We start from the raw sequence: 12,010 nt of genomic DNA on the forward strand, positions 1-12,010 counted from the left end.
CCGTCATGCCGTTCGTCCCAACTCCAGCTGGGCGCGAGAATTCACCCTGTTGGCGAATGGCGGCACAGGTGGCGGCCCTGGCGCTTCTCGCAGACCCCGGTTCCGCCTAGGGTGAGTTGAATGTGATCAGCCGATTGGCAGGGAGATGTCATGACCCCCCGCATGTTTGCAAGCGCGATGGTGCTGGCGGCCAGTCTGGCATCCGCCGTCGATGCCTCAGCCGAGACCTTCCGGCAGAACGAGATCGGCTATCGGGTGCGGCCGGACGGCACCGTCGTGGTTCATCGGAGCGAATGCCGGGGCTGCATCGTCTATCGCCGCGAGCGGGCAGGGCCGACCTTCATACCGCGACCGGTTGTCGACTATCGCCAGTCGCTGCCGGTCTACCAGCCGCCGATCTACGCCCATCCGCCCCAGGTGACGCCGGTCGACCGCCGCCGCCAGCGCTCGGGCGCCTATGCGGTCACCGGCACGCCGGGCTACCGCTATCAGCACGAGCCGCTGCGCCAGCAGCCGGCCTGGTATCCGGGCGGCGGGTCGGATGCCCGCGTCATCCGGCTGACCGATCCGCCGGGGCCGCGCCGTCCCTGATCAGCTTCTGAGGCCCAGCCGCGTGGTGACCGCATAAAGCGAGAGCGCGGCCGCGTTCGACACGTTGAGGCTCTTGATCACGCCGGGCATGTCGATGCGCGCCAGCACGTCGCAGGTATCGCGCGTCAGCTGCCTCAGGCCCTTGCCCTCGGCGCCCAGAACCAGCGCCACCGGCTCGCGCAGCTTGATCTGGTCGAGATCGGCATCGCCTTCGCTGTCCAGCCCGACCAGCAGGAAGCCGCGTTCGCGCAGCTCCAGCATGGCGCGCGACAGGTTCTGCACCATCACGAAGGGCACATGTTCAAGACCACCGGAGGCGCTCTTCGCCAGCACGCCGGTTGCTTCCGGCGAGTGACGGTTGGTGGTGACGATCGCCTTGACGCCGAAAGCGGCGGCCGAGCGCACGATGGCGCCGACATTGTGGGGGTCTGTGATCTGGTCGAGCAGCAGCAGCACGCCCTCGGCCGGCATCTCCGAGACATCCGGCGCGTCCAGCGCGTCGGCTTCGGCATAGAGGCCCTGATGCACGGCATCGGGGGTGGCTGCGAGTTTGCGGTCGATCTCTCGCACCGAGACGATGGTCGGCTCGGCCGCGATGCCCTCTTCCTCGAGCCGCTTGGCGCCATTCTCGGTCGCCAGCAGGACGCGAATCCGCCGCTTGCCGTTGCGCAGCGCCTCGGAGACGGTGTGCCAGCCATAGAGCAGCACGGTACCGGTCTCGAAATCGGGAGCGGCTTCGCGCAGCACGCGGCCGCCCCGGCCCTTGAACGGGCGGCCAGGCCGCGAAAACGGTTTGAAGGGCTTCTTGCCAGCCCGTGGAGGCGTGTTCGACATGCGCCCTCTTCCCATGACGCGGCCACCCACGCAATCGGGTTTTGCCGTGTCGCGCGCGCCAAATGACGGCTTTCCCCGTTTGACGGTTGACAGGGCAGGGACCCGTCCCTATCAAGCGCGCCTCACCTGCGGCCAGTTCGCGGGTCTGGGACGGGGGAATGTCCCGAGCGGCAAAGGGGGCGGACTGTAAATCCGCTGGCTACGCCTTCGTAGGTTCGAGTCCTACTTCCCCCACCACCAATTCACGTCAGCTTCGATGCCGATCATGACGCCGCAATGTCCGGCGCGTGACGGCGTCGGCGCACTTTCCGCTGGCGCGGCCGGGCCTTTGCCCTTAATCCCTTGATCTCATGAAGAAACAGCCGACAGAGGGCCGTGGCGTCCAGTCGATCGAGGTGGGGGGGCGTCTGCTCACCGCCATGGTCGAGCTTGCCCGGCCGGCCATGCTGCGCGACCTCGCCGCCATGGCCAATGTCACCTCCGCCCAGGCGCACGCCTACCTCGTCAGCTTCCGCAAGATGGGCCTGGTCGAGCAGGACGCGGTCAGCGGGCGCTACATGCTCGGGCCTTTCGCGCTGCAGCTCGGCCTGTCACGCATGCGCAGCCACGTGCCTCTGCACATGGCGGCCCGCGCCGCCGAGGATCTCGCCGCCGAAACCGGGCTCATGGTGACGATTTCAGTCTGGGGATCGCACGGGCCGACCATCATCCAGGTGGAGGAATCGGTTCAGCCGATCCATGTGAACCTGCGCGCCGGCACCAATTACACTGTCACGGGCACGGCGACCGGGCGGCTCTTTGCGGCGCTTCTGCCGGAGCGGATGACAAAGCCGCTGGTCGACCGCGAGATATCGGCTGCCGGCAACAGCCGCCGCATCGGCACGGCCCGGTCCAGCCGCGATGTCGCCGCCGATCTCGCTGAGATTCGCGCCCGCGGTTACGCCGTAACGGAGGGCGTGCCGGTGCCCGGCATCAATGCCGTCAGCGCACCGGTCTTCGACCATAGCGGCCAGGTCCAGTTCGTTATCACGGTGATCGGGCCGGACGAGGCCCTGGCGATCGACGAGGCGAGCCCGCAGCCCGCGTTCGTGCTGGCCTTCGCCGAGCGGCTGTCCGCCAATCTCGGCTATCGGGCCGAGACCGAGGCGCCGGATGGCACGATCCCGCTGCGTCGCAACGGCGCCGCCGATCTGGAAAGCCGGTCGCCGCGCCGCCGCAGCGGCCGCTCCTGATCGTTCAGTGGCCGCCACCGAGATAGGCGGCCCGGACTTCGGGGCTTGCCAGCATCTCGCGCCCGGTGCCCGTCAGTGTGATCCGGCCGGTCTCGATGACATAGGCGCGGTCGGCCGCGCGCAGGGCCTGGTTGGCCATCTGCTCGACCAGCAGGATGGTCATGCCGCGCTCGCGCAGGCGCCGGATCGCGGCGAAAATGTCCTTGATGATCAGCGGCGCCAGCCCCAGCGACGGCTCGTCCATGAGCAGGAGCTTCGGCCGGCTCATCAGAGCGCGGCCGATGGCCAGCATCTGCTGCTCACCGCCCGACAGCGTCACGGCGGGCTGCGCGCGCCGTTCCCTGAGTCTCGGGAAGATGTCGAACTGCTCCTCGATGGCCGCCGACAGGTCCGCCGCCGACAGGTTCAGCGCATAGGCCCCAAGCTCCAGATTGTCGGCCACCGTCTGGTCGGGAAACACCTGCCGGCCCTCGGGGCAAAGCGCGATGCCCGCGCTGACACGCCGATGGGCGGCAAGCGTCGTGATGTCCTGGCCGTTGAACCGGATCGAGCCGGATTTCGGCGGCACCAGTCCGGCAATCGCCTTCAGAAGCGTGCTCTTGCCCGCGCCATTGGCGCCGACGATGGCGACGATCTCGCCCTCGGCCACGTGGATGGATGCGCCCGACACGGCCTGGATCGGCCCGTAGAACAACGAGATGTCCTGGATTTCCAAGAGCATGGTCAAACTCCCGCGGCCTGGGTCGCCAGGGCCTCGTCATCGTCCTCGTCGACGCCGAGATAGGCGGCGGTCACCCGCGGGTCTGCCTGAACCTTGGCCGGCGGGCCCTCGGCGATCTTCTCGCCATAGTCGAGCACGATCACATGGTCGGAAATCGCCATGACGAGATCCATGTGATGCTCGACCAGCAGAATGGTGATGCCCTGGTCGCGGATGCGCACAAGGAGACGGCCGAGCTCTTCCGTCTCCTGCGGATTGAGGCCTGCCGCCGGCTCATCCAGCAGCAAGACTTCGGGCTCGGTCGCAAGCGCTCGCGCCAGTTCCACGCGCCGCTGCAGGCCATAGGGCAGGCTGCCGGCGGGCGCCTCGGCGTGGGCGGTGAGATCGAGGAAGGCGAGAATGCCCGCCACGCGGCGGCGAGCCTCGGCCTCCTCGCGGCGCGCCAGCGGCAACGCCAGCAGGGATGACAGGAAGCCGTTGCGCATGCGGCTGTGCTGGCCGATCAGCACATTGTCGGTGACCGTGAGATCGCGGAACAGCCGGAGATTCTGGAACGAGCGCGCAAGGCCGGCGCGGCAGATGCCGTGGACCGAGGCCTGCCTGAGGTCTTGCCCGTTCAGCACGATGTCGCCGGCATCCGGCCGGACGATGCCGGTGAGCATGTTGATGAACGTGCTCTTGCCCGCGCCATTCGGGCCGATCAGCGCGTGAATATGGCCCTTGGTGACATTGACGCTGACGTCGCGCGCCGGCTTCACGCCGCCATAGGCCTTGCTGAGGTGAGAGGCCGTCAGCACCGGATCCGTGCCGCCCGCGGCAATCGCCCGGACGGGAAGGGATGCTTCTGCCGCGGTCGCGCCTGGCAGGTCCGCCGGCTTGGCCGGGCGGAATCGTCTGAGCACTTGCGCGCCGATGCCGGCCAGGCCCTGAGGCATGACATAGAGCGCGAACAGCAGCAGGGCGCCGTTGACGAAATGCTCGATGAACGACCAGCGGGCGAGGAAGGCCGAGAGCAGCGTCAGCGTCACTGATCCGAGGAATGGGCCTGCCAGCGATCCGGAGCCGCCGAACAGCACGGTCAGCAGGATGAAGATCGACAGGTTGAAATTGACGAAGTCGGAGTTGAAATACTGGTTCTGCTGGGCGACCAGCGCGCCGGCGAGCCCGCAGGTGGCGGCCGCCACCACGAAGGCCAGCACCTTATAGCTGAGCACCGGCACGCCCATGGCGCTGGCGGCTATCTCGTCGCCCTGCACCGACAGCAGCGCCCGGCCGAAACGGCCGATCAGCAGGTTGCGGATGAGCAGGTGGGTGCCAAGCGACAGCGCGATGGCGAACAACACCCATTGCGTCATCGTGAAGGGCTGGCCGGCGAAGGTCAGCGGCTTGATCGCATAGATGCCCATGGCGCCGCCGAAAATGTCGGAGGCCTCCGTCACCAGCTTTTCCACCACCACACCGAAGGCGAGCGTCACCATGGCGAGGCTCGGGCCCTTCACCCTGAGCGAGGGTGCTGCGATCAGCACGCCGAACAGGGCGGAGACGATGGTGGCGAGCACCAGCGCCGCCCATGGGTTCATGTCGAAGCTCGTTGTGGCGAGCGCCGCCGCATAGGCGCCGGCCGCAAACAGGCCGGCCTGTCCAAGCGACTTCTGGCCGGCAAAGCCGAGCAGCACGTTCATGCCGGTCGCGCAGAGGAAATAGACGCAGGCCGAGAACAGGATGCGCAGGTAGAAATCATTGGCCGTCGAGAGCGCGAGCAGCGCCGCGAGAACCGCGATGGCAACGGCCGTCAGCACGTGGCGCATCGGATCAGACCTTGTCGAGGGAGCGCGACCCGAACAGCCCGTTCGGGAAGATCGCCAGCACCAGGATGATCAGCAGGAACACGACGATCTCGCGCCATTGCGCCTGCCAGAGCGCGACGCCCTGTTCGAGCACGCCGAGCATGAAGCCGCCGAGGATGCAGCCGCGCGGATTGTCGAGCCCGCCGAGGATCGCACCCGAGAAGGCCTTCAGCGCGATGCCCATGCCGAGGAACAGGGACGCCGACGAGATCGGCGCAACCATGAGACCGCCGACGCCGGCGAGCAGGCTGGAGAGCGCGAAGGCCCCCAGCATGATCGCGGTGACATTGATGCCCATGAGCGCCGCGACGGAGGGGCTGTGGGCAACCGCCCGCATCGCCTTGCCGAGCCGGGTGCGGCGCATCACCAGGTCAAGCCCCGCCATGAGGGCAACCGACACGACCAGCACGACGATTTCCTGCGGGCGGACGCCGATACCGGCGATCCGGATGACATCGTCGCCGAAGGGCGAGGGGACATTGACCGGGGCGGGGCCCCAGACGACGAGGCCAAGGCTCTGCAGGATCGTGCCGAACCCGATCGTGCTCATGATCCAGGCCATGCCGGGCTTCCCGGCAAAGGGCTTAACCGCCATGACGAACAGAAGGATGCCGAGCACGGCCATCACCACGCCGACGGCGATGACCGCCGCCGGGAAATTGATCCCGGCAGACGCCCCCTGATTGAGAGAACTCATCGGACCCGAAGCGCCGCTCAGGAGATAAAGGGCGGTGACACCGACAAAGGCGCCGATGCCAACAAACTCGCCCTGGGCGAAGTTCAGCGTCTTGGTTGTGGTGAAGGTGATGCTGAAACCGAGCGCGATCAGGGCATAGATGCCACCGACGGCAAGGCCGCTCACGAGGGCCTGAAGAGAGGTGGCCAGCACGATATTCCCCCGGGAGACGGAAATGGGTCGTTCTGAGAATGCGCCCGGCCTGCTTGTCCGCAAGCCGGGCGAAGGGCCAAGGGTCAGCCCTTGAAGTCGTCGGCCTTCAGGCTCTCGATCACCGGATCGGTGAAGGCGGCGAGCTTGCCACCGCGCCAGCAGGTCCAGCGCTGGTCGGCGGCGCCGAGCGCGTCGTGATCCGCCTTGGAGAAGGGCTTGGTGTAGGTCTTGGCATAGCCCTCGTAAGTGCCCTGGAGGTCTTCCAGCGCGGCACGCACCTTCGGGCCCTCGGTCGAGCCGGCCTGCTTGATGGCGAGCGCCAGCAGCATGGTCGCGTCATAGCCGTGGACGGCAAACGAGAAGGCGGAATCGGCGTCGAGCTTCGGCCGGATGCGATCGAACAGCGCCTGCTGGCGGGCCGTGCGGGTCTCCGACACGGTGCGCAGGAAGATCGGCTTTTCTGCAAGGGCCGGACCGGATGCGTTGATGAAGGACAGGTTGTCGGCCGCCCAGCTGGTCAGGGTGATCGGGAAATAGTTGATCTTGTCCATCGAGCGCATGAGCTGGCCGATCGGCGTGCCCTGGGCCCAGACCAGCGCGGTGTCGACACCGGCTGCCTTGAGCTTGGCAAGCTGCGAGGTCATGTCGGTGTCGGCAACGTTGAACTTCTCGTTGGCATGGACCTGCATGCCCTGGGCGGCCGCCACCTCGACGAGGTCCTTCAGGCCACCCTGGCCGTAGCCGGTGGTCTCTGTCAGGAAACCGATCTTCTTGGTGTTCGGATTCTTCTTGGCATAGCCCATCAGGGCCACGACCTGTGTGCGGTCGACGCTGCCGACGCGGAACATGTAATTGTCGGCGCCAGCGCTCACCGGCTTGGTGATGTCGGTGGCTGACCCGATGCAGCCCATCACCGGAATGCGCTTCTGGTTGGGAATGTGCTTCCAGGCCAGCGCGTTGCCGGAATTGGTCGGGCCGAACACCGCCACAACCTTCTCGTTGTCGATCAGGTCGCTCATGTTCTGGATCGACTTCGGCGGCTGCGAGAGGTCGTCACGCGACACCAGCGTGAACGGCGCCGGTGTGATGTTCAGCTTGGCGGCATCTTCCATCGCGGCCTGGATGCCGACGACGGCGGCACGGCCTGACTGGGCCGAAGGCGAGGCCGACAGGTCGCCATTGAAGCCGATCTTGATCGGATCGGCGGCAAAGGCGGCGCGGCCCGAGAGCGAGATGGCGGGGGCGGCGGCGAGACCGGCGACGACGTGGCGCCGGCTGAGCTTCGGGGTGCTGGTCATGTTTCCTCCTGCCGACGAGCCGGCTTTTTGCGCATCCGAACCGTCGCCCGTGGGGGCTTCTGGCAGATCGGGGACAGGACGGAGCTTTGGCGTGGAGGGCCCGCGCCTTTGCATTCACTCCCGGACCCGATCTTGTTGTTTTTGGCGTTGACGACGATCGGTTCAATTTTGTTAGCAATAGGCGAAGGCCTACGCAACCGACAAATCCGAGGCAAGTGGATTCGTCCCTTGCGAACTTGCTCGCCATATGAATAAGTCTGAGCCAACGGGTGGCCGGCGGCTCATGGAGCTCACGGCATCAAGAAAACGATATTCCGGGAAACGTCATCATGCTGCTGGATGGGCGCGTCGCCATCGTCACCGGGGCTGGCCAAGGCAATGGCGAGGCGATTGCTCTCGGCCTTGCCCGCGAAGGCGCGATCATTGTTGCGACCGATATCGACCCGGCGACCGCTGCCCGTACCGCGGAGCGGATCGTGGCCGAAGGCGGCAAGGCGACGTCGCATCGCCTCGATGTTGCCGATAGCGCGGCCTGCCGGGCTCTGGCGTCGGAGATCGCCACCTCGGGCCAGAGCGTCTCGCTGGTGGTCAACAATGCCGGCATCTGCCCGCGTCACACGCTCGACAGTCCCGATCTCGAGCGGATGTGGGACGCCGCGATGGACATCAACCTGCGCGGCACGCTCAACGTCTCGCTGGCCTTTCTCGGTCAACTCCGCGCAACCAAGGGGACGATCGTCAACATCGCCTCCATCGCGTCCTTCGTCTCGACCGCGACCTCGGTCAGCTATCCCGTGTCGAAGGCGGGCGTGAAGGCGCTGACCCAGAACATGGCGCACGAACTCGCCAAGGAGGGCATCCGCGTCAATGCCGTGGCGCCCGGCACCATCGCCACCGCCATGACGGAGGCGACCCGCAACAATCCCGAGCGGTCCGAGCGGTTTCTCGCCCGCATCCCGATGGGCCGCTATGGCGAGCCCGAGGAACTGGTCGGTCCCGTCGTGTTCCTGGCCTCGGCCATGTCCAGCTATGTCACCGGCACGACGCTTGTCGTCGACGGCGGCTATCTCGCGCTGTGAGCGCCCCCGCCATGATCGTCAGGATGGGCCTTCTCACCAGGCGGCCAGACGTGCCGGTGGATGCGTTCCGACGCCATTGGCGCGACGTTCACGGACCGCTTGCGGCCGAATTTCCGGGTTTGCGCGCCTATCATCAGAACCATGTCGTCGATCGCCGACACCTCGCCATCGACCACAAGGGTGGCCAATGGGACATTGACGGGATTTCGGAGCTCTGGTTCGACGACGAAGCGGCCATGCGCGCAGCGATCGCGTCGCCTGCCTACCGGCCGATTGTCGAGGATTCGCCCGAATTTCTCAGCGACACGCGCGTTCTTGTGGCGCGGCAGACGACCGTCGTCCCCCCAGCCGATGGTCCGTTGATCAAGCGCATGTCGCTTCTGAAGCGCCGGCCCGACATCAGCGCCGAGCGTTTCGCCCACGAATGGCAGGTCATCCACGCACCATTGATCGCGGCCTTTCCGGGGATCGCGGGCTATCGGCAGAATCTCGTTGTCGACCGTGAGGGTGTGCCCGGCGCATCGTCACCCTATGAGGCCGTGCCGGTCGATGGCGTCGTGGAGTTGTGGTTCCGCAGCGAGGCGGACCTCGTTGCTGCCTTCCGCTCGCCCGCGGCTGACAGGTCGCAAGCCCAAGCGCTCGACTTTATCGACGAAATTACTCCCTTCCTTGTCGAGGTTCATCATGTCGTCTGACAGCAAGCCGATGGCGGCTGCACCCAAGCGGGTCGAATGCGATGTGCTGGTCGTTGGTTCCGGCGCCGGGGGCCTCGCCGCAGCCGTCGCTGCCGCCGCCCGCGGCCTCAAGGTGATCGTCGCCGAAAAGGCGCCCTATGTCGGCGGCACGACGGCTTTGTCCGGCGGCTTCATGTGGGTGCCCAACAACCCGATCTCGAAAGCCGACGGCATTGTCGACAGCGTCGAGGAGGCCCGCACCTATCTGCGCCACGAGGCCGGCAACCACTTCAACGCCGATTGTGTCGATTCCTTCCTCGCCACCGGCCCCGAGGCGATAGACTTCTTCGAGACCAAGACCAAGGTCCAGTTCGAGCCGGCCTCCGCCTTTTCGGACTATCACCCGACCGCACCGGGGGGCCGCTCGGGCGGCCGCTCGATCAAGGCGCGGAACTTCGCCGGCCAGGAACTGGGGCCGGAACTGAAGCGCCTGCGCCCGCCGCTGCCGGAGCTCACCTTCGTCGGCCTGATGATCGGCTCGGGCCCCGAGTTGAAGCACTTCTTCAACGTGACCCGCTCGGTCGCCTCCGCCGCCTATGTTGCGAAGCGGCTTGTCAGCCACGCCCGCGATCTCGCCTTCAATGGCCGCGGCATGCTGCTCACCAACGGCAATGCGCTGGCGGCCCGGCTGTTTCGCTCAGCCCTCGACTTTGGCGCCGAGGTCTGGACCGATGCGCCGGTCGAGCGGCTGATCCGGGTCAATGGCGCGGTGACCGGCGCGATCGTCGGCACCAAGGACGGCGAGGTCGAGGTCATCACCCACCGTGGGGTGGTGCTGGCAGCCGGCGGCTTTCCGCAGGACAAGGCCCGCCGCCGCGCCATGTTCCCGCACGACCGCGACAATACCGGCCATTATTCCCCGGCGCCCGAGACCAATACGGGCGATGGTCTGGCGCTCGGCGAGACAGCCGGTGGGCTGGTCGAGAACGGCTATCCCAATGCCGCCGCCTGGGTGCCGGTGTCGCGCGTGCCGCGCAGCGATGGCACTTTCGGGGTATTTCCCCACTTCATCGACCGCGCCAAGCCCGGCCTCATCGCCGTGCTGCCCAATGGCCGGCGCTTCGTCAACGAGGCCAATTCCTATCACGACTTCTGCCAGGCGCTGTTCGCCGCAGGCGAACCGAACAAGCCGGCCCACGCCTTCCTGATCGTCGACCGGCCCTTCCTGCGCCGCTTCGGCCTGGGCTTCGTCAAGCCGTTTCCGGTGCCGGTCGGGCCGCAGGTCCGCTCCGGCTATCTCAAGACCGGAGGCACCATCCGCGATCTCGCCGCCAATGCCGGGATCGATCCCGCCGGGCTGGAGGCGACCATCGCCGAATGGAACCGCGACATGGCAAACGGCGAGGACCATGCCTTCGGCAAGGGCTCCACCGCCTATAACCGCTTCAACGGCGATCCGGAGTGGCAGCCCAATCCATGCCTTGCCCCCATCGAGACCGGGCCGTTCTATGCGGTCGAGGTGGTGGTCGGCGATCTCGGCACCTTCGCGGGCCTCAAGACCGACGGCGATGCCCGTGTGCTCGATGGCGCCGGCCGGCCGATCCCCGGCCTCTATGCCAGCGGCAATGACATGGCGAGCATCATGGGCGGCAATTATCCAGGCGGAGGCATCACGCTCGGCCCGGCGCTCACCTTCGGCTACATTGCAGCCCGACACATGGCCGGCGCTACCGCTGCCGACCTCACCGCGGCCTGACCGGCTGTCATTTCAGATTTCAAGGACCCCCAGCCATGACCGCAGGTTTCGCCAGCACCAATGACATGAGCGACAAGATCATCTCCTTCGAGGAGCTTGGTCCGGGCCTCTATGGCTATACCGCCGAGGGCGATCCGAATTCCGGCGTAGTGGTCGGTGACGACAGCGTGCTGGTCGTCGATGCCCAGGCGACGCCCGCCATGGCAGCCGATGTCATCGCGCGCATCCGCACGGTCACCGACAAGCCGGTGAAGCACATCGTTCTGTCGCACTATCACGCGGTGCGCGTGCTCGGCGCCTCCGGCTACCACGGTGCCGAGATCATCGCGTCGGAAGCGACCCGCGACCTGATCGTGGAGCGGGGCCAGCAGGACATGGATTCGGAGATCGGCCGCTTTCCGCGGCTGTTTCGTGGCCGCGAGAGCATTCCCGGCCTGACCTGGCCCCACATCACCTTCAAGAAGCAGATGACGCTCTGGATGGGCAAGCGCGAGGTCCAGATCATCCATGTCGGCCGCAGCCATTCGGCTGGCGACACGGTCGTCTGGCTGCCGAAGGAGAGGGTGATGTTCGCCGGCGACACCGTCGAGTTCGGCGCGACGCCCTATTGCGGCGACGCCCATTTCGCCGACTGGTCGGGCACGTTGGATGCCATCCGCAAGCTCGGGCCCCAGAAGCTGGTGCCGGGTCGCGGCCGCAGCCTGATGAACCCGACCGAAGTGGAGGAGGGGCTCTCCGGCACCGCCGCCTTCACCTCCGATCTCTTCGCCATCGCGAAGAAGTCCGTCGCCGCCGGCCACGATCTCGGCACGACCTATCATGCGGCCATGGAGGCCATGCGCCCGAAATACGGCCATTGGGTCATCTTCGAGCACTGCATGCCGTTCAATGTGTCGCGGGCCTATGACGAGGCCAAGGGGCTCGACCATCCCCAGATCTGGACCGCCGAGCGCGACGTCGCCATGTGGCGCGCCTTGGAAAAGGGCCAGCCGATGAAGGATGCCGAGATCCGGCGGTAAACAGGGGGAGCGTTCTCCCGGCCGTCCCGCCGGGAGAATTTGGCACTGCAGCATTTCTGTCTCTATCATG

11 protein-coding genes and 1 tRNA gene are annotated in these 12,010 nt (G+C 66.6%); 7 read left to right on the top strand and 5 right to left on the bottom strand.

Features of this window, described 5'->3' with window-relative positions:
- Positions 1-150: 150 nt before the first annotated feature.
- A complete protein-coding gene (locus E8L99_RS15565; protein ID WP_137100408.1) occupies positions 151-591 on the top strand; it encodes a hypothetical protein in 441 nt (146 codons plus the stop codon).
- On the opposite strand, the gene rlmB is transcribed toward E8L99_RS15565, so the two are convergent.
- The gene (gene rlmB / locus E8L99_RS15570; RefSeq protein WP_137100409.1) at positions 592-1,425 is read right to left on the bottom strand and encodes a 23S rRNA (guanosine(2251)-2'-O)-methyltransferase RlmB; all 834 of its coding nucleotides are present in this window, start codon (positions 1,423-1,425) and stop codon (positions 592-594) included.
- A 152-nt stretch (positions 1,426-1,577) separates the two neighbouring features.
- On the opposite strand from rlmB, the gene E8L99_RS15575 reads away from it, so the two are divergent.
- A tRNA-Tyr gene (locus tag E8L99_RS15575) sits at positions 1,578-1,662 on the top strand.
- 113 nt (positions 1,663-1,775) lie between these two features.
- On the top strand, positions 1,776-2,657 hold the full coding sequence (locus E8L99_RS15580; RefSeq protein WP_137100410.1) for an IclR family transcriptional regulator: 882 nt from the start codon (positions 1,776-1,778) through the stop codon (positions 2,655-2,657).
- Positions 2,658-2,661: 4 nt separating this feature from the next.
- Here E8L99_RS15580 and E8L99_RS15585 read toward each other — a convergent pair whose 3' ends face one another.
- The 4 genes from E8L99_RS15585 to E8L99_RS15600 form a co-directional block, all read right to left on the bottom strand.
- Positions 2,662-3,378: an ABC transporter ATP-binding protein gene (locus E8L99_RS15585; protein ID WP_137100411.1), complete on the bottom strand. Its 717-nt coding sequence runs from the start codon at positions 3,376-3,378 to the stop codon at positions 2,662-2,664.
- A 2-nt stretch (positions 3,379-3,380) separates the two neighbouring features.
- Entirely contained in the window at positions 3,381-5,186 is a 1,806-nt protein-coding gene (locus tag E8L99_RS15590) for a branched-chain amino acid ABC transporter ATP-binding protein/permease (RefSeq protein ID WP_137100412.1), read from the bottom strand.
- A 4-nt stretch (positions 5,187-5,190) separates the two neighbouring features.
- Positions 5,191-6,114, bottom strand: a complete 924-nt coding sequence (locus E8L99_RS15595; protein WP_137100413.1) for a branched-chain amino acid ABC transporter permease — start codon at positions 6,112-6,114, stop codon at positions 5,191-5,193.
- An 83-nt stretch (positions 6,115-6,197) separates the two neighbouring features.
- Positions 6,198-7,412: an ABC transporter substrate-binding protein gene (locus E8L99_RS15600; RefSeq protein ID WP_137100414.1), complete on the bottom strand. Its 1,215-nt coding sequence runs from the start codon at positions 7,410-7,412 to the stop codon at positions 6,198-6,200.
- Between the two features lie 329 nt (positions 7,413-7,741).
- Here E8L99_RS15600 and E8L99_RS15605 point away from each other — a divergent pair, with 329 nt between their 5' ends.
- The 4 genes from E8L99_RS15605 to E8L99_RS15620 are packed head-to-tail and all read left to right on the top strand — an operon-like array spanning position 7,742 to position 11,940.
- Positions 7,742-8,491, top strand: a complete 750-nt coding sequence (locus E8L99_RS15605; protein WP_137100415.1) for an SDR family NAD(P)-dependent oxidoreductase — start codon at positions 7,742-7,744, stop codon at positions 8,489-8,491.
- Positions 8,492-8,514: 23 nt separating this feature from the next.
- The gene (locus E8L99_RS15610; protein WP_252511128.1) at positions 8,515-9,186 is read left to right on the top strand and encodes an EthD family reductase; all 672 of its coding nucleotides are present in this window, start codon (positions 8,515-8,517) and stop codon (positions 9,184-9,186) included.
- The gene (locus tag E8L99_RS15615) at positions 9,176-10,921 is read left to right on the top strand and encodes an FAD-dependent oxidoreductase (protein WP_252511129.1); all 1,746 of its coding nucleotides are present in this window, start codon (positions 9,176-9,178) and stop codon (positions 10,919-10,921) included. The genes E8L99_RS15610 and E8L99_RS15615 overlap by 11 nt, the downstream gene beginning before the upstream one ends.
- A 35-nt stretch (positions 10,922-10,956) precedes the next feature.
- The gene (locus E8L99_RS15620) at positions 10,957-11,940 is read left to right on the top strand and encodes an MBL fold metallo-hydrolase (RefSeq protein WP_137100417.1); all 984 of its coding nucleotides are present in this window, start codon (positions 10,957-10,959) and stop codon (positions 11,938-11,940) included.
- The last annotated feature ends 70 nt before the right edge of the window (positions 11,941-12,010 follow it).

Origin of the sequence: Phreatobacter aquaticus, from assembly GCF_005160265.1 — a bacterium.
Lineage (GTDB): Bacteria > Pseudomonadota > Alphaproteobacteria > Rhizobiales > Phreatobacteraceae > Phreatobacter > Phreatobacter aquaticus.